19 protein-coding genes are annotated in these 16920 nt (G+C 62.6%); all 19 read right to left on the bottom strand.

The annotated features are described in order from the left end of the window. Positions 1-36 precede the first annotated feature (36 nt). Positions 37-825 (bottom strand): protein phosphatase CheZ, encoded by a 789-nt coding sequence (locus tag AC788_RS00990; protein WP_049858781.1) that lies wholly within the window; start codon positions 823-825, stop codon positions 37-39. Positions 826-844: 19 nt separating this feature from the next. Further along, positions 845-1219, bottom strand: coding sequence for a chemotaxis response regulator CheY (locus tag AC788_RS00995; RefSeq protein WP_090362272.1), 375 nt, complete (start codon positions 1217-1219; stop codon positions 845-847). A gap of 213 nt (positions 1220-1432) precedes the next feature. Continuing rightward, the gene (fliA, locus tag AC788_RS01000) at positions 1433-2179 is read right to left on the bottom strand and encodes an RNA polymerase sigma factor FliA (RefSeq protein WP_236690444.1); all 747 of its coding nucleotides are present in this window, start codon (positions 2177-2179) and stop codon (positions 1433-1435) included. After that, positions 2173-3006 carry a flagellar synthesis regulator FleN gene (gene fleN, locus AC788_RS01005; RefSeq protein WP_043186074.1) on the bottom strand — a complete coding sequence of 278 codons (834 nt, stop codon included), beginning with the start codon at positions 3004-3006 and terminating at the stop codon, positions 2173-2175. Before fleN ends, fliA begins: the two co-directional genes overlap by 7 nt. Positions 3007-3124: 118 nt before the next feature. Beyond that, positions 3125-4444, bottom strand: coding sequence for a flagellar biosynthesis protein FlhF (flhF, locus tag AC788_RS01010; protein WP_049858783.1), 1320 nt, complete (start codon positions 4442-4444; stop codon positions 3125-3127). Positions 4445-4455: 11 nt separating this feature from the next. Next, entirely contained in the window at positions 4456-6585 is a 2130-nt protein-coding gene (flhA, locus tag AC788_RS01015) for a flagellar biosynthesis protein FlhA (RefSeq protein ID WP_049858971.1), read from the bottom strand. A 240-nt stretch (positions 6586-6825) separates the two neighbouring features. Then, a complete protein-coding gene (flhB, locus tag AC788_RS01020; protein WP_049858784.1) occupies positions 6826-7962 on the bottom strand; it encodes a flagellar biosynthesis protein FlhB in 1137 nt (378 codons plus the stop codon). A 3-nt stretch (positions 7963-7965) separates the two neighbouring features. Continuing rightward, on the bottom strand, positions 7966-8751 hold the full coding sequence (gene fliR, locus AC788_RS01025; protein ID WP_049858785.1) for a flagellar biosynthetic protein FliR: 786 nt from the start codon (positions 8749-8751) through the stop codon (positions 7966-7968). Further along, on the bottom strand, positions 8751-9020 hold the full coding sequence (fliQ, locus tag AC788_RS01030; protein WP_043186065.1) for a flagellar biosynthesis protein FliQ: 270 nt from the start codon (positions 9018-9020) through the stop codon (positions 8751-8753). The genes fliR and fliQ overlap by 1 nt, the downstream gene beginning before the upstream one ends. Before the next feature lie 138 nt (positions 9021-9158). Next, on the bottom strand, positions 9159-9911 hold the full coding sequence (gene fliP, locus AC788_RS01035; RefSeq protein ID WP_049858786.1) for a flagellar type III secretion system pore protein FliP: 753 nt from the start codon (positions 9909-9911) through the stop codon (positions 9159-9161). Further along, positions 9911-10354, bottom strand: a complete 444-nt coding sequence (fliO, locus tag AC788_RS01040; RefSeq protein ID WP_049858787.1) for a flagellar biosynthetic protein FliO — start codon at positions 10352-10354, stop codon at positions 9911-9913. The genes fliP and fliO overlap by 1 nt, the downstream gene beginning before the upstream one ends. After that, positions 10354-10824: a flagellar motor switch protein FliN gene (gene fliN, locus AC788_RS01045; RefSeq protein ID WP_049858788.1), complete on the bottom strand. Its 471-nt coding sequence runs from the start codon at positions 10822-10824 to the stop codon at positions 10354-10356. Before fliN ends, fliO begins: the two co-directional genes overlap by 1 nt. Before the next feature lie 42 nt (positions 10825-10866). Continuing rightward, positions 10867-11835, bottom strand: coding sequence for a flagellar motor switch protein FliM (gene fliM, locus AC788_RS01050; protein ID WP_049858789.1), 969 nt, complete (start codon positions 11833-11835; stop codon positions 10867-10869). A gap of 9 nt (positions 11836-11844) precedes the next feature. Continuing rightward, positions 11845-12354, bottom strand: coding sequence for a flagellar basal body-associated protein FliL (fliL, locus tag AC788_RS01055; RefSeq protein ID WP_049858790.1), 510 nt, complete (start codon positions 12352-12354; stop codon positions 11845-11847). 165 nt (positions 12355-12519) lie between these two features. Continuing rightward, positions 12520-13836 (bottom strand): flagellar hook-length control protein FliK, encoded by a 1317-nt coding sequence (locus AC788_RS01060; protein WP_049858791.1) that lies wholly within the window; start codon positions 13834-13836, stop codon positions 12520-12522. An 89-nt stretch (positions 13837-13925) separates the two neighbouring features. Beyond that, a complete protein-coding gene (locus AC788_RS01065; RefSeq protein ID WP_049858972.1) occupies positions 13926-14219 on the bottom strand; it encodes an Hpt domain-containing protein in 294 nt (97 codons plus the stop codon). A 135-nt stretch (positions 14220-14354) separates the two neighbouring features. Beyond that, the gene (locus AC788_RS01070; protein ID WP_049858792.1) at positions 14355-16067 is read right to left on the bottom strand and encodes an ATP-binding SpoIIE family protein phosphatase; all 1713 of its coding nucleotides are present in this window, start codon (positions 16065-16067) and stop codon (positions 14355-14357) included. Further along, positions 16064-16381, bottom strand: a complete 318-nt coding sequence (locus AC788_RS01075; RefSeq protein ID WP_049858793.1) for an STAS domain-containing protein — start codon at positions 16379-16381, stop codon at positions 16064-16066. Before AC788_RS01075 ends, AC788_RS01070 begins: the two co-directional genes overlap by 4 nt. Positions 16382-16465: 84 nt before the next feature. Then, positions 16466-16915, bottom strand: a complete 450-nt coding sequence (fliJ, locus tag AC788_RS01080) for a flagellar export protein FliJ (RefSeq protein ID WP_049858794.1) — start codon at positions 16913-16915, stop codon at positions 16466-16468. Between the last annotated feature and the right edge of the window lie 5 nt (positions 16916-16920).

Raw genomic sequence — 16920 nt, forward strand, 5'->3', positions numbered from 1 at the left:
GATTAACGGTCAACACAGTCAGACGCAGGCGGTGGCCTAGAAGCCCAGACTGGACAGCAGATCGTCGACATCGTCCTGACCGGATACGACGTCTTCACGTTTATCGGCATGAATCTGCGGACCTTCACCCTTGGCAGGATGTTTTTCTTGATCTTTTTCGGCACGAAGCTTTTCGTGGTCGTGCTGGATGCCGGCGAAGCGGTCCACCTGGCTGGCCATCAGGACCAGTTTGAGCAGGTTGCTTTCCACTTCGGTGACCAACGCGGTGACGCGCTTGATGACCTGGCCGGTGAGGTCCTGGTAATCCTGTGCCAGCACGATGTCGTTGAGGTGGCTGGCCACTTCACGATTGCCCTGCTCGCTGCGGGTCAGGAATCCGTCCACCCGGCGGGCCAGTTCGCGGAACTCGTCGGCGGCCACTTCGCGGCGCATGAAGCGCTGCCAGTCGGCGCTCAAGGCGCTGGCCTCGGTGCTCAGGGTATTGAGCACCGGCGTGCTCTGCTCGACCAGGTCCATCGTCCGGTTGGCCGCGCTCTCGGTCAGGCGCACCACGTACGACAGGCGTTCGGTCGCGTCGGTGATCTGCGACACCTCTTCAGCCTGGGGGATGGTCGGATCGATCTGGAAACTGACGATGGCGCTGTGCAGCTCGCGGGTCAGCTTGCCGACTTCCTGATACAAACCGCGATCGCGGGTCTGGTTCAGTTCGTGAATCAATTGCACCGCTTCACCGAATCGGCCTTTTTCAAGGCTGTCGACCAGCTCGACGGCGTGTTTCTTCAGGGTCGACTCGAAGTCCCCCAACGTGCTTTGTTTGTGGTCCATTGCGCCCCCATTGCAGACTTCAGCTATTGACGCGCTCGAAAATCTTTTCGATTTTTTCTTTCAGCACTTGCGCAGTGAAAGGCTTGACCACATACCCGTTGACCCCGGCCTGGGCGGCTTCGATGATCTGCTCGCGCTTGGCCTCGGCAGTCACCATGAGCACCGGCAGGTGCTTGAGGCGGTCGTCGGCGCGCACCTGGCGCAGCAGATCGATGCCCGACATGCCTGGCATGTTCCAGTCGGTGACGAGGAAATCGAAGTTGCCGCTGTGCAACATCGGCAAGGCGGTGTTGCCGTCATCGGCCTCGGCGGTGTTGGTGAAGCCCAGGTCACGCAGCAGATTCTTGATGATGCGCCGCATCGTCGAAAAATCGTCGACGATGAGGATTTTCATGTTCTTGTCCAATTAGACCTCCAGCAGTCTTGAACACGCCCAGCCCCTGGGCGTGCATAACAATCGAATTCGCCTGAGCCACTTGTCGCTGCAGATCGCCTACACGCGCTACGCCTGCAAGCCTCTTCGCGGGCAGAGCCCGCTCCCACAGTCTCGACCTTTGTGGGAGCGGGCTCTGCCCGCGAAAAAGCCCGCACCGATTTCGCCGTTCCCTCAGCGTGCCCGCCACTCTCCCAAGCGCCCGCGCAGTCGCGCTGCGCACTGGCTGTGCAGCTGGCTGACGCGCGATTCGCTGACACCCAGCACCTCGCCGATTTCCTTGAGGTTCAGCTCTTCGTCGTAATACAGCGACAGCACCAGTTTCTCGCGCTCGGGCAGGTTGGCGATGGCCTCGGCCAGCGCGCCCTGGAAGCGCTCGTCCTCCAGATCCCGCGAGGGCTCCAGCGAACCGCTGGCGCCGTCTTCGTGCAGCCCCTCGTGTTCGCCGTCCTGCAGCAGGTCGTCGAAACTGAACAGGCGGCTGCCCAAGGTATCGTTCAGGATCCCGTAGTAATCATCCAGACTCAGATTGAGTTCGGCCGCAATCTCGTGATCTTTAGCGTCGCGACCGGTTTTTGACTCGATTCGGCGAATGGCATCACTGACCATACGGGTATTGCGGTGCACCGAACGCGGTGCCCAGTCACCCTTGCGCACCTCGTCGAGCATCGCACCACGGATACGGATACCGGCATAGGTCTCGAAACTGGCCCCTTTGCTCGAATCGTACTTTGTCGAGACTTCCAGCAGACCGATCATGCCGGCCTGGATCAGGTCTTCGACCTGCACGCTGGCCGGCAGTCGCGCCAGCAGGTGATAGGCGATGCGCTTGACCAGCGGCGCATACTGCTCAATCAGCTGATGCTGCTGCGAGTCGCGCGACGCCTTGCTGTACATACGGTATCCGCTGGCGCTCATGATACGGGCCCTGCACTGGTTTGCTGCACCAGGCGTTCGACGAAGAACTCCAGGTGGCCGCGGGGATTGGCCGGCAACGGCCAGGTGTCTACCTTCTGCGCGATGGCCTTGAAGGCCAGCGAGCATTTGGAGCGGGGAAACGCCTCGTAGACAGCGCGCTGCTTCTGCACGGCCTTGCGCACGGACTCGTCGTACGGCACGGCGCCGACGTACTGCAGGGCCACGTCGAGGAAACGGTCGGTCACCTTGGTCAGCTTGGCGAACAGGTTGCGGCCTTCCTGAGGGCTCTGTGCCATGTTGGCCAGAACGCGGAAGCGGTTCATGCCGTAGTCGCGGTTGAGCAGCTTGATCAAGGCGTAGGCATCGGTGATCGAGGTCGGCTCGTCGCACACCACCAGCAGCACTTCCTGGGCCGCGCGCACGAAACTCACCACGGAGTCGCCGATGCCGGCAGCGGTGTCGATGATCAGTACGTCAAGGTTGTCGCCCACGTCGCTGAAAGCCTGGATCAGGCCTGCATGCTGGGCCGGGGTCAGGTGCACCATGCTCTGGGTACCGGACGCGGCCGGCACCACGCGAATGCCGCCGGGCCCCTGCAACATCACGTCGCGCAACTCGCAGCGACCTTCGATCACATCGGCCAGGGTGCGCTTGGGGGTCAGGCCCAGCAGCACGTCGACGTTGGCCAGGCCAAGGTCGGCGTCCAGCAACATGACCCGACGGCCGAGTTCGGCCAATGCCAGGGACAAGTTCACTGACACATTTGTCTTGCCGACGCCGCCTTTGCCGCCGGTCACCGCGATCACCTGTACGGGATGCATGCTGCCCATGTTCGTTCTTTACCTTGTCTAGACCGAGGCCACACCAGTGGCTGCCAGTTCGATTGCTCGAGTATTTCCTGGCAACCCTACGATGCAGGAAGATTGTGCTTGCCTAACGTTCTTCACCTCAGCCAACTCGCTTGTCGGGGCTGTGGTAGAGACCCGCGAACATATCGGCCATGGCCTCTTCGCTGGGCTCTTCTTGCATCTGCACGCTCACCGCACGGCTGACCAACTGATGCCGGCGCGGCAGATGCAAGTCGTCGGGAATGCGCGGCCCATCGGTAAGATAGGCAATCGGCAGTTCCTGACTGATGGCCAGGCTCAGCACTTCGCCGAGACAGGCCGTTTCATCGAGTTTGGTCAGGATGCACCCGGCCAGACCGCAACGTTTGTAGCTATGGTAGGCCGCGGTCAGCACCTGCTTCTGGCTGGTGGTCGCCAGGACCAGGTAGTTGCGGGCGTTGATCCCGCGTCCGGCCAGGCTTTCGAGCTGCATGCGCAGGGCCGGATCGCTGGCCTGCAGGCCGGCGGTGTCGATCAATACCACGCGCTTGCGCAGCAGCGGCTCCAGGGCCTGTACCAATGACTGGCCCGGATCCACCTGAGTCACCGAAACGTTGAGAATGCGACCCAGGGTCTTGAGCTGTTCCTGAGCACCGATGCGAAAACTGTCCATGCTCACCAGCGCCACGCTCTGCGAGCCGTACTTGAGCACATAGCGTGCCGCCAGCTTGGCCAGTGTGGTGGTCTTGCCCATCCCCGCCGGGCCGACCATGGCGATCACGCCACCTTCTTCGAGCGGTTCGACGTCCGGCGTGCGAATCATACGCGCCAAGTGCGCCAGCAGCATCCGCCAGGCCTGCCGTGGCTCATGAATTTCACTGGTCAAGCTGAGCAGTTCACGAGCGATCGGGCCAGACAGGCCGATGCGCTGCAAGCGCCGCCAGAGATTGGCCTGGGCCGGCTTGCTGCCCTGCAGCTGCGTCCAGGCCAGGGAGCCCAACTGCACTTCGAGCAACTGGCGCAGACCGTTGAGTTCCGAACGCATGGAATCGAATACGCGCTGGTCGACGGCGGGCTGAGGCGCCGGTGCGGGCTGGACACGCGCTGGCTCTTCGCGACGCGGCTCCACCAGCGGCTCGGCGGCGGTCAACGGCAGACCGGCGACCAGTTGACGATTGGTGGTGGCATCGGTCTCGCCACGGGTGCTCAGTTCGGCCTGGGCAGAAACGATGCGCGACTGGGTCTTGCGCAGCTCTTCTTCCAATTCCAGGTTGGGCACACGCGGGGCCAGGGCCGACAACTTGTAGTCCAGCGCAGCGGTCAGCTCGACGCCGCCGGCGATGCGACGGTTGCCGATGATGGCAGCGTCGGCACCCAGCTCATCGCGGACCAATTTCATGGCCTGACGCATGTCGGCGGCGAAAAATCGCTTCACTTGCATAACCCACTACCTCAGCCGTTGGGCCCTACTGTCGCTACGATGGTGACTTGCTTGTTATCAGGGATTTCCTGATAGGCCAGTACGTGAAGGTTGGGGATCGCCAGGCGACCGAAGCGTGACAGCATCGCGCGGACCGGACCGGCCACCAGCAGTATCACCGGTTGGCCCTGCATCTCCTGCCGCTGCGCCGCATCGATCAGGGATCGTTGCAGCTTTTCCGCCATGCTCGGTTCCAGCAAAACGCCTTCTTCCTGACCCTGACCAGCCTTCTGCAGACTATTGAGCAATATCTGTTCCAACCTTGGTTCCAAGGTGATAACTGGCAGCTCCGGCTCAACGCCTACAATGCTTTGCACGATTGCACGGGACAAACCGACCCGTACGGCCTGGACCAGCGCGGCGGTATCTTGACTCCGGTGACCGTTGTTGGCGATTGCTTCGGCGATGCTGCGGATGTCGCGCACAGGCACCTGTTCGGCCAACAGTGCCTGCAACACCTTGAGCAGCGAGGACAGCGAAAGGATTCCCGGCACCAGCTCTTCAGCCAGCTTGGGCGAGCCTTTTGCCAGAACTTGCAGCAATTGTTGCACTTCTTCGTGACCGATCAGCTCGTGGGCGTGCTTCTGCAGAATCTGATTCAAATGCGTGGCCACTACCGTGCTGGCATCTACCACGGTGTAGCCCAGGGACTGCGCCTGGCTGCGCAGGTTGACGTCGATCCATACCGCATCCAAGCCGAACGCCGGATCCTTGGCGGTGATGCCGTTGAGCGAGCCGAACACTTGACCCGGGTTGATCGCCAGTTCGCGATCCGGGTAGATCTCGGCTTCGGCCAGGATCACGCCCATCAGCGTCAAACGATAGGCGCTGGGGGCCAAGTCGAGGTTGTCGCGGATGTGAACCGTCGGCATCAGGAAACCGAGGTCCTGGGACAGCTTCTTGCGTACACCCTTGATCCGCGCCAGCAGCTGGCCACCCTGGTTGCGGTCCACCAGCGGAATCAGGCGATAGCCGACTTCCAGGCCGATCATGTCGATAGGCGTCACGTCGTCCCAGCCCAGTTCCTTGGTTTCCTGGGTGCGCGTGGGCGATGGCAGCAGCTCCTGCTGACGCTGCACTTCGGCCAGGGCCTGGACCTTGACGTCGTTCTGCTTCTTCCACAACAGGTAGGCGGCGCCACCGGCGATGGCACCCAGGGTGATGAAGGCCAGGTGCGGCATGCCAGGCACCATGCCCATGATGGCCATCAGCGCGCCGGAAACGGCCAGCGCCTTGGGCGAGGCGAACATCTGCCGCTGGATCTGCTTGCCCATTTCCTCGGAGCCCGAGGCACGGGTGACCATGATCGCGGCTGCGGTGGAGAGCAGCAGCGAGGGCAACTGCGCCACCAGGCCGTCACCGATGGTCAACAGGGCATACACCTTGCCCGCTTCGGCGAACGGCATGTTGTGTTGCAGCATACCCACCAGCATGCCGCCGATCAGGTTGATGAAGAGGATCAGCAGGCCGGCGATGGCGTCGCCGCGGACGAATTTGCTGGCACCGTCCATCGAGCCGTAGAACTCGGCCTCGGCCGCCACTTCGCCGCGACGCGCCTTGGCCTGGTTCTGGTCGATGAGGCCGGCGTTGAGGTCGGCGTCGATGGCCATCTGCTTGCCGGGCATGGCGTCCAGGGTGAAACGCGCGCTCACTTCCGAGATGCGCCCGGCGCCCTTGGTGACCACCACGAAGTTGATGATCATCAGGATGGCGAACACCACGATACCGACGATGTAGTTACCGCCGATCACCACTTCGCCGAAGGCCTGGACCACCTTGCCCGCAGCAGCGTGGCCTTCCTGGCCGTGAAGCATGATCACGCGCGTCGACGCCACGTTGAGCGCCAGGCGCAGCAGCGTGGCCACCAGCAGGATGGTCGGGAACACGGCGAAATCCAGAGGCCGCAGGGCGTACACGCACACCAGCAGGACGACGATGGACAAGGCGATGTTGAAGGTGAAGAACACGTCCAGCAGCAGTGCCGGGATCGGCAGCATCATCATCGCCAGCATCACCAGCAACAGCAGCGGCACCCCCAGGTTGCCGCGGCCAAGGCCGACAATGTTGCTGCGAGCGGTGTTGATTAATTGAGAGCGATCCACCGGCATTCCCCACTTCCCCAAGCGAACTTTTGACGCGCCAGGCGTCCTGCCAGGGGGCAGTGCAAGAAGGGGTCCAACTTTTGTCGGAGGGGGTTAAAGATTCTCGCCTTATGGTCGAGTGCTGGGTGTCAGGCGATTCGGCGGTGTGCCCTTCGCGGGCAGAGCCCGCTCCCACAGGGTTGGCACTTGTGGGAGCGGGGCGGGCGGCGAGCCCTCTGCCCGCGAAGGCCGCGGCGCGGTCTAACTGTCTCGCTGCAAATCCGGCGGAATCGGCAGATCCTTCAACGGATCGGGTCGCTTGCCGCGTCCGGCCTGGTACTGGCGAATCTGGTAGACATAGGCGAGCACCTGCGCCACCGCCAGGTACAGCCCGGCCGGGATCTGCTGCTCGATGTCCGTGGAATAGAAGATCGAGCGTGCCAGGGCCGGTGATTCGAGCACCTGGATACGGTGCTCGTTGCCGATCTCGCGAATCTTCAGGGCAATGAAGTCCGAGCCCTTGGCCAGCAGCACCGGCGCATTGCCCTTCTCCGGATCGTACTTGAGCGCCACGGCGTAGTGGGTCGGGTTGGTGATGATCACGTCCGCCTCGGGAATGGCCGTCATCATTCGTCGTTGCGACATCTCGCGCTGCAACTGGCGCACCCGCCCTTTCACCTCGGGACGGCCTTCGGCGTCCTTGTGCTCGTCCTTGACCTCCTGCTTGGTCATCATCAGCTTCTGCTTGCTGCTGTACAGCTGGAACGGCACGTCCACGGCGGCGATCAGCGCCAGCCCGCAGGACATCCACAAGGCGCTCCAGCCGACCAGTTGCACGCTGTGGATGATCGCCATTTCCAGCGGTTCGTTGGCAATGGCCAGCAGGTCGGCGCGGTCCTTGGCCAGGACAGCTATGGCAACGATGAGGATGATGGCGAACTTGGCCAGGGCCTTCAGCAACTCGGTCAGCGCATGCATGGAAAACATGCGCTTGAGGCCCGCGGCCGGGTTCATGCGGCTGAACTTGGGCGCCATGGAGCTGGCGGCGAACAACCACCCGCCCAATGCAACCGGCCCGATCAGGGCTGCGAGCAGCATCGTCACCAGAATCGGCTGGGTGGCCAGGATCGCCACCTTGCCCGACTGCAGCAGAAAGATGCCCATGTAGCGCTCGTCGAGCAGCACCTCGCGGCTCAGGGTGAAGTTGCTGCGCATCAGCTCCAGCAGGCTCTGCGCCAAATGCCCGCCGAACGCCAGCAGCGCGCCGCACCCGGCGACCATCACGGCCAGGGTGTTGAGCTCCTTGGAACGGGCGATCTCGCCTTTTTCGCGCGAGTCTTTCTTGCGCTTGTCCGTGGGGTCTTCTGTCTTGTCGGCACCGCTTTCGCTTTCGGCCATTGCCTACTCCGCTCGCGCCAATTCGCGCAGCCACTGCAAGGCGTTGGTCGCCAGCGGCTGATACTGGTTGAGGATATCGCCCAGGCTGACCCAGAGGATGAACATCCCCAGCACCAGGGTCAGCGGGAAACCGATGGAAAAGATGTTCAACTGCGGTGCGGCACGGGTCATCACGCCGAAGGCGATGTTGACCACCAGCAAGGCAGTGATGGCAGGCAGCACCAGCAGCACACCGGCACCCAGCACCCAGCCCATGCGCAGCACCACATCCCAGTAATGCGCGGTCAGCAGGCCGCCGCCGATGGGCAACGTGGTGAAGCTCTCGGTCAGCACCTCGAAGATCACCAGATGGCCGTTCATGGACAGGAACACCAGGGTCACCAGCATGCTGAAGAACTGGCCGACCACCGCCACCGATACGCCGTTGGTGGGGTCGACCATGGACGCGAAGGCCATGCCCATCTGGATCGCCAGAATCTGCCCGGCGACCACGAAGGCCTGGAACAGGAACTGCAGGGAGAAGCCGAACAGCGCGCCGATGATGATCTGTTCGGCTACCAGCAGCAGCGCCTGGACACTGATGGCGTCGACCGTCGGCGCGGGCGGCAGCCCCGGCACGATGACCACGGTGATGGCCACGGCGACGTACAGGCGCACCCGCTGCGGCAGCACCTGAGTGCCGAAGATCGGCATGGTCATCAGCATCGCGGCAACCCGGAACAGCGGCAGAATGAAGCTGGCCACCCAGCCACCGATCTGCGCGTCGGTCAGCTGCAGCAATGGCTGCATCAGCCGATCACCTGCGGGATGTTGGAATACAGGGTGGTGATGTACTCCATGAAGGTGCGCACCATCCACGGTCCGATGACGATCAGCGTCACCAGCATGACCAACAGGCGCGGCAGAAAGCTCAGGGTCTGTTCGTTGATCTGCGTGGCCGCCTGGAACATGGCGATGATCAGGCCGACGATCAGGCTCGGCAGCACGAGGATCGCGACCATTACCGTGGTCAGCCACAGCGCTTCGCGAAACAGGTCGACGGCGACTTCCGGGGTCATGGGTTCAGGCTCCTGGGCAAGGCAGATCTGGCTTCTTCGCGGGCAGAGCCCGCTCCCACACAATGGGTAGCGCCGCGACTGATGTGGAAGCGGGCTCTGCCCGCGAAGAAGCCCTCGACAACACAGCACATCGCAAAGTCAGACACCACCGAAACTCCCCGCCAGGGTCCCGATGATCAGCGCCCAGCCATCGACCAGGACGAACAGCATGATCTTGAACGGCAGCGAGATGATCAGCGGCGAGAGCATCATCATACCCATGGCCATCAGCACACTGGCGACCACCAGGTCGATGATCAGGAACGGGATGAAAATCATGAAGCCGATCTGGAACGCCGTCTTCAGCTCCGAGGTGACGAAGGCCGGTACCAGGATGGTCAGCGGCGCCTGGTCGGCACTGGCGATGTCGGTGCGCTTGGACAGCCGCATGAACAGCTCGAGGTCGCTCTGCCGCGTCTGCGCCAGCATGAAGTCCTTGATCGGACCTTCGGCGCGGGCGACCGCGTCCTGGGCGCTGAGCTGTTCGTTCAGGTAGGGCTGCAGGGCCTGCTGGTTCACCTTGTCGAACACCGGCGCCATGATGAACATGGTCAGGAACAGCGCCATGCCGGTCAGCAACTGGTTGGACGGGGTCTGCTGCAGGCCCAGTGCCTGGCGCAGGATGGAAAAGACGATGATGATGCGGGTGAAACTGGTCATCAGCATGACGAACGCCGGGATGAAACTCAGCGCGGTCATGATCAGCAGGATCTGCAGGTTGACCGAATACTCCTGCTGGCCGTTGGCGCCGCTGGTCATGGTCAACGCCGGAATCTGCAGCGGATCGGCGGCCAGCGCCAAAGGCGCCGCCAACATCAAGGCCAGGGGCAGGACTACGCGCAACGCACCCATCACTTCTTATCCTTCTGGTCCTTGCCCAGCAGTTCCATCAGGCGCTGGGCGAATTCGGGTGTGGCCTGCGTGGTTCGGTCGGGCGGCATGACCGGCGTGCTCATCACGTGCAGGGCGCTGATGCGACCGGGGCTGACGCCCAACAGGATCTGCTCCTCGCCCACCTGCACCAGCACCAGCCGGTCACGCGGACCCAACGCCTTGGCGCCGATCACGTCGATGACCTGCCCCTGACGCGGTGCGACCTGCTGCACGCGGCGCATCAGCCAGGCCAGACCGAAGATCAACGCCACCACGGCCAACAGCCCCAGCACCGTCTGGGTCAATTGACCGGCCAGGCCAGTTCCACCCGACGCCACCACCGGCGCCGCAGCCGGCGCCGCTTCGGGCGCCGCCAGAACGACCATGGGCAGGAGCAGCAGGGCCCACAGAAGGCGGCCCATCACCGCAGCTTCTTGATGCGTTCGCTGGGACTGATCACGTCGGTCAGGCGGATGCCGAACTTCTCGTTGACCACTACCACTTCGCCGTGGGCGATCAACGTCCCGTTGACCAGCACATCCAACGCTTCGCCCGCCAGCCGGTCGAGTTCGATCACCGAACCCTGGTTGAGCTGCAGCAGGTTGCGGATGCTGATGTCGGTCGCTCCGACTTCCATGGAGATGGTCACTGGAATGTCGAGGATCACATCCAGATTCGGCCCATCGAGGGTGACCGGGCCGTTGCCCGACTTGGGCGAACTGCCGAATTCTTCCATGGGCAGGCGCGAGGAAGCGGAACCGCCACGGGCATCGGCGGCCAGCAGCGCATCGATGTCGTCCTGCCCGGCGTCCCCGGACTCACCCAGTGCAGCGGCCCATTCATCGGCGAGCGCCTGGTCTTCGGCGGAAATTGTTTCATCTTGATCAGCCATCAGTGTTCCTCGACGGGCATCTAAATCATCGGATTGAAGCGATCAGCGACGCTCGATCGGTTCGATTACTTGTAAAGCCAGGTTGCCCTTGTGCGAGCCCAGCTTGGCCTTGAACGAAGGTACGCCATTGGCGCGCAGCACCAGCTCTTCCGGCAGCTCCACCGGAATCACGTCGCCGGGCTGCATGTGCAGGATGTCGCGCAGTTTCAGCTGGCGTCGCGCCACGGTGGCGCTCAACGGCACGCTGACGTCCAGCACGTCTTCGCGCAGCGCCTTGCTCCAGCGCTCGTCCTGGTCGTCCAGGTCGGACTGGAAGCCGGCATCGAGCATCTCGCGCACCGGCTCGATCATCGAATACGGCATGGTCACGTGCAGGTCACCGCCACCGCCATCGAGCTCGATGTGGAACGTGGACACCACCACCGCCTCGCTGGGGCCGACGATGTTGGCCATGGCCGGATTGACCTCCGAGTTGATGTACTCGAAGTTGACTTCCATGATCGCCTGCCAGGCCTCCTTCATGTCGAGGAACGCCTGGTCCAGCACCATGCGCACCACGCGCAGCTCGGTCGGGGTGAACTCGCGACCCTCGATCTTGGCGTGGCGACCGTCGCCGCCGAAGAAATTGTCGACCAGCTTGAACACCAGTTTGGCATCGAGAATGAACAGACCGGTGCCCCGCAGCGGCTTGATCTTCACCAGGTTGAGGCTGGGGGGGACGTACAGCGAGGGGACGTCCTCGCCGAACTTCATCACCTGCCCGCCGCCAACCGCCACATCGGCGGAGCGACGCAACAGGTTGAACATGCTGATCCGGGTATAGCGGGCGAAGCGCTCGTTGATCATTTCCAGCGTGGGCATGCGCCCACGCACGATGCGATCCTGGGTGGTCAGGTCGTAGCTCCTGATGCCTCCAGGTTCGCCATTGCCTTCGGTTTGCACCAGACCATCGTCGACACCATGCAGCAGCGCATCGATCTCGTCCTGGGACAGCAGGTCCTGCACGGCCATGAGTTGTTCCTACTGCAATACGAAGTTAGTGAAGAGCACCTGGTCGATGACTGGCTTGCCCACTTCTTTCTGCGCCACTTCCTGCACGCTAGCGGTCGCTTTCTGGCGCAGCATTTCCTGGCCGATCGGCGTAGTCAGGGTGTCGAACGGTTGCCCGGAGAAGAGCATGACCAGGTTGTTGCGGATCACCGGGGTATGCACTTTCAAGGCCTCCATGTCGGCCTTGTCGCGCGCCTGCAGGACAATGCTGACCTGCATGTAGCGATCACGGCCGTTCTGCTTGAAGTTGACTACAAAGGCGGGCGTCATCGATTCGTAGATCGCCGCAGGCTTGACGTTGGCGGCTGCCGCCGGGGTTTCCTCTGCGGGCGCACTGGCGGATTTGTGCATGAAGTACCAGGTGGCGCCCACCGAAAGGCCGACAGCCAGCAACAGGCCTACGACCACCAGGATGATCAGCTTGAGTTTGCCCTTGCCTTCCTTGGCTGCGGGGTCCTTTGCTTCTTCGGTCTTTGCCATGCCAATAATCCGTCACCATTGAGGGGTAAGCGTACCCATGGCGACGATGGAGCAAGGGTTATGCCAACACTCCCGGCGACGTGCCTGCGCGGCAGGTCGCCAGGATCAGGCGGCTGGATCAGGCGTAGTAATCCACCGCACTGCTGCCCAGCACCGTGCTGGAAATCACGGGCTGGACAGCGGCCACCGCGGGCTCGCCGGCGTCGATCGCGTCGCCGGCGGGGCGCCCGCCCGGGCTGCGGCGACTCTGCTGGGCCTGCTGCTGCTCGCCCTGAGACTGGCGAGACTGGTCGGATACGTTGACATCCAGCTGCCCCATGCCCTGCTGGTTGAACATGCCTTGAGGCGATGCTGCTGGCTTTCCAGCGCCTCGCGTACGCCAATGTGAGCGCTCGAGAAGGTCACCTGCGTCTGCTGGTCGGGCGTGATGTCGACTCGAATGTCCAGACGTCCCAGCTCTGCGGGTGTGAGCTGGATATCGGCCGACTTGAGGTTCTGGCTCGACAGGTACATGACCCGATTGACCAAGCCTTCGGTCCATCCTGACTGCTGCATGGCCAGAGGCTGGCCCAGCGGACCGGCCAGCGGTGCCGCACCGCCGGTCTTGGCCGGGGCGGCTTGGGTCAGGGCCTGCAGGCGATCGGCGAAACTGTCGATGTGGCTGTCGCTGGCAGCCGCGTCGGGGTCTTTCAAGCCACTGTCGAGCAAACCGGCAAAGCCGGCATCACTGCCCTCGCCCGCGTCACTGGTCTGCTCCTTGCCCATCATCGCCGCCAGACCGTTGACGAAACTGCCCTCCAGACCTCGCTCGTTGGTTGCAGAAGGGTCGGTCGGTGACGTTTGGCTGGCATGTGCGGAGGTGGTGCCATTGTTTTTGGCGGTCTGCTCGAGGGCCAGACGCAGTGCAGGCAGGTCAGCCAGGACGTCCTGGGTCGGATCGAAATCTTCGGACGGGGTATCGGTGTCGCTGTCGGTGAGACTGGCAGCAGTGAGTGCCGCCGGCGGCGCCTGAACCAGCGCAGGGTTGCTGGCCGGGTCGGCAGGGACCGGCGCAGCCGCGGAATCGACCGGCGCAGTCGTCGAGGCGACAGCAGAATCATCCTTATCGTCGGCAGCGGTGACCTTGTCGTCGTCCTTGTCGGCAACCTTGTCGGCCTTACCGGGCTTGTCAGCCTTGTCGATCTTTTCAGGTTTCTCCGGCTTGTCTGCCTTGGCCACTGGCAACTTCTTGCCGCTATCGGCAACCGTCGAGCTGGCTCCGGCAGCTTTGCTGGCAGGAGCAGCAGCCGTTTCCCGTGCAGCCACGGACGCAGGGTCGGCCTTGGCCTTGACTGTGGTTGCGTGGTTTTGGCGGGCATAGAGATCGGCGAAACGCGGCGACGAATCGGTGTCCGCTGCAGCGGGCTTGGCCGCACCGGTGGCGGAGGCCGCGCGTGCGGCAGCGCCCAGTTGCAGCAGCAGAGGGTTTGAAGCGACAGCCATGAAGATCTCCCCGATACGGTAGCGTTAACGCTGATAGCCTGGAGGAAGCAAGTATCGGGCCATCGGTAGTCAACAGCTGAAGGTGTCGCTCAGTCAGGGAATCGTGCACGCTCTTCGGAGTACAGTTTCAGGACCAGCGCGAACTCGCTGTCGATACGCTGCACGTAGGCATCCACGCCATCCGGCGTGCCCTGACGGCAGTACTGCTCCAACTCGCTGCACAGTTGCGCCAGGCGCATGGCGCCCATGTTGCTGCTGCTGCCCTTGAAACTGTGGGCAGCATGGCCGAGCTCGACCACATCATGGGATCGATGCAGTTCGTTCAGGCGCAGTTGCGAGTCACTGAGGAAGGTATCGAGCAACAGGGGGTATTCATCTTCCATGACATCCTCCAGAGCGGCCAGGGCCGTAGGGTCGACATGGGGCTTTTCCGGCTGTTCATGGCTGGGCTTGTGCACCGTCAGCGGTTCGCCAGCTAGATGTTCGATAGTCACTTGTTCGCTCCTTGATCAAGCCGGTTACGCTTGAGACTCCCAGGTAAATTCAACGTGGACACTGCATCCGTCTTCCGCCCACCCCGAACTGCTGCTGAGCTGACGGACCAGGTTGACCCCGCGCCCCGACAGCCCATGCACGCTCGGCGCTCTGGCCAGCACCTTGGCCGGATCGAAGCCCTTGCCACTGTCTTCGACCACGATGCGCAGCACGCCGCCAACACCATGCGGACGTACCTGCAAGTGTAAGCGTATATAGCCGTCTTCCAAAGCGGCCAGACGCTCGTTGCGCAGCGCGTAATACCGGGAGAAACCAGCGGCGTCGCGCTTGAGTGCGGAATCGAGCTCCAGCACCCCGTGCTCCAAGGCATTGGAGTATAGCTCGGCCAACACGCTGTAGAGCTCACCACTCTGCGAGCGCAGGCCGTGAATCTCCTGCAACAGTTGCAGGATGTAAGGCAGCGGATTGAAACGACGCAGGGTGTCGGCACGAAATTCGAACATGGCCGACCAGTCGAGCGGACTGGATTGACCACTGTCGGAATAGATCAGGCTGGCCGGCGGCTGGCGTTGGGCGTCGATCAAGGCCAGCTGCACCATGCTCACGTCGTCGCGCGATTCACCGCGAAAATCCTCGAGAGCCTGCAGGATGCCTTCGAACAGTGACTCGGGGTCCTTGTGGGTGTCGAATACCCGTTCGAGCCGTTCCACCCCGAAGGATTCGTCCTGCGCATTGCTCGTTTCGATAACGCCGTCGGACAGCAGCAGCACCCGATCACCCGGCGCCAGCGGCCAGACTTCGGTCTGGTCCTCGAAACGGGTAGCTGGCAGTACACCCAGCGGCAGATGCCGCGATACCAGCGCCACGCGCTTCGAGCCGTCCTGGCGGTGCAGATAGCCATCGGGCATGCCACCGTTCCAGACTTCCACGGTGCAACGCTGAAAACTCAGGCGCAGCAGGGTGGCGCAGCAGAACATGTCCACCGGCAGGATGCGCTTGAGCTTGGCGTTCATCTCGCGCAGGATCTCGGCCAGCCCGTATCCCTTGGCGGTCATGCCGTAGAACACCTCGGCCAGCGGCATGGCCCCCACCGCTGCCGGTAGCCCATGCCCGGTGAAATCGCCGAGCAGCACATGCATGTCGCCCGACGGTGTATAGGCGGCGAGCAGCAGATCACCGTTGAACAGCGCGTAGGGTGATTGCAGATAACGCACGTTGGGCGCATCGAGACAGCCGGAGTGGGCGATCTGATCGAACACCGCCTTGGCCACGCGCTGCTCGTTGAGCAGGTAATCATGGTGACGGGTGATCAGATCACGTTGCTCCAGCACCGTGGCCTGCAACCGGCGCAGGCGATCCATGGCCTTGATCTTGGCGGCCAAAATCACCTGATTGTAGGGTTTGGCCAGAAAGTCGTCGCCACCGGCGTCCAGGCAGCGGACCAGCGCCTGTTCTTCGGTCAACGACGTCAGGAAGATGACCGGCACCAGCGCCTCGCCGGCCAATTGCTTGATCGTGCGCGCCGCCTCGAAGCCGTCCATCACCGGCATCATGGCGTCGAGCAACACCAGCTGCGGTCGTTGCTGGCGAAACAGTTCGATGGCTTCCTGACCGTTGCTGGCGGTGATCACCGCGTGTCCCTGCCGACGCACGATGCTCGACAGCAGCATGCGGTCGGTCATGTTGTCGTCGGCAATCAGAACCGTCAGTGCTTCCTCATTGACGGGCGGTTTCAAGGGACCTTGAACAACTTGTCGAAGTTGGAGATCGCCAGAATCTTGCGCACGTCGGAGGAAATGTTCGACAGCGTGATATCGGCGTGGTCACCACCGGCGTGGTCGCGCAGCAACAGCAACATGCCCAGTGCCGAGCTGTCCATGTAGGTGGTTTCGTTCAGGTCGACGACATAGCGGGTGGACTTGCCCTCGCGCTCGTAGCTCTCACGAAATTGCTGGTGCAGGCTGAAGTCGAATCGACCCTTGACGGCAATCGATGACGTATTGTTTTCGCCATTGAAACTGTGGCTTACCGAACTCTGGGTTACAGCCATGTAGTAATGCTCCTTGGGTGTGCCGTGCAGGCAAGGTTTAACACTGCATGACGGGGCGTTCAACAGGGTACTGACTAAATCTGACTAGAAGCTGTCGTGCCTGGGCAGTCGCTGCGACAACTCGTCAAGCAAGCGCTGCTCACGCTTGTCCTCCAACTGCCGGGCCTCGAGGATATAGCGCTGGACCAGCTTGCGCAGCCCTTCCACACGAGCATAGGCCTGCTGCCAGGTGGCGCGCGCATTGTTCAGGTTGTTCTGGTGCCATGCAAGGCTCTGGCGCTGCTGGCCGACAGCGGTTTCCAGCTGGTTGAGAAAGCGCTGGTAGTTCATCAGCCACTGGCCGGACACACCGCGGCTGCCGTTGTTGATCCACTGCTGCTGATAGTCGTTGCGAAAACGCTCGAGCTCCGCCAGCTTGGCTTCGGCCAGGTTCACTTGCCCCTGAAAATGACCCAGGCGCTGGGCAGCCTTGCGCTCGGTGCTTTCGGCCATCTCCACCACGGGAGCCAGGCGCGCTGCGCGACTCATCGCCATCCGCG

Origin of the sequence: Pseudomonas sp. RIT-PI-a, from assembly GCF_001187875.1 — a bacterium.
GTDB lineage: Bacteria > Pseudomonadota > Gammaproteobacteria > Pseudomonadales > Pseudomonadaceae > Aquipseudomonas > Aquipseudomonas coleopterorum.

Coding starts and splice junctions, on each gene's coding strand:
- flhF (WP_049858783.1), bottom strand. CDS start 4,444: ATGCAAGTGAAGCGATTTTTCGCCGCCGACATGCGTCAGGCCATGAAA.
- AC788_RS01060 (WP_049858791.1), bottom strand. CDS start 13,836: ATGGCTGTCGCTTCAAACCCTCTGCTGCTGCAACTGGGCGCTGCCGCA.
- fliQ (WP_043186065.1), bottom strand. CDS start 9,020: ATGACCCCGGAAGTCGCCGTCGACCTGTTTCGCGAAGCGCTGTGGCTG.
- fliP (WP_049858786.1), bottom strand. CDS start 9,911: ATGGGTGCGTTGCGCGTAGTCCTGCCCCTGGCCTTGATGTTGGCGGCG.
- fliJ (WP_049858794.1), bottom strand. CDS start 16,915: ATGGCGATGAGTCGCGCAGCGCGCCTGGCTCCCGTGGTGGAGATGGCC.
- flhB (WP_049858784.1), bottom strand. CDS start 7,962: ATGGCCGAAAGCGAAAGCGGTGCCGACAAGACAGAAGACCCCACGGAC.
- AC788_RS00995 (WP_090362272.1), bottom strand. CDS start 1,219: ATGAAAATCCTCATCGTCGACGATTTTTCGACGATGCGGCGCATCATC.
- fliR (WP_049858785.1), bottom strand. CDS start 8,751: ATGCAGCCATTGCTGCAGCTGACCGACGCGCAGATCGGTGGCTGGGTG.
- fliO (WP_049858787.1), bottom strand. CDS start 10,354: ATGGGCCGCCTTCTGTGGGCCCTGCTGCTCCTGCCCATGGTCGTTCTG.
- AC788_RS00990 (WP_049858781.1), bottom strand. CDS start 825: ATGGACCACAAACAAAGCACGTTGGGGGACTTCGAGTCGACCCTGAAG.
- fliM (WP_049858789.1), bottom strand. CDS start 11,835: ATGGCCGTGCAGGACCTGCTGTCCCAGGACGAGATCGATGCGCTGCTG.
- fliL (WP_049858790.1), bottom strand. CDS start 12,354: ATGGCAAAGACCGAAGAAGCAAAGGACCCCGCAGCCAAGGAAGGCAAG.
- fliN (WP_049858788.1), bottom strand. CDS start 10,824: ATGGCTGATCAAGATGAAACAATTTCCGCCGAAGACCAGGCGCTCGCC.
- AC788_RS01065 (WP_049858972.1), bottom strand. CDS start 14,219: ATGGAAGATGAATACCCCCTGTTGCTCGATACCTTCCTCAGTGACTCG.
- AC788_RS01075 (WP_049858793.1), bottom strand. CDS start 16,381: ATGGCTGTAACCCAGAGTTCGGTAAGCCACAGTTTCAATGGCGAAAAC.
- fleN (WP_043186074.1), bottom strand. CDS start 3,006: ATGGGCAGCATGCATCCCGTACAGGTGATCGCGGTGACCGGCGGCAAA.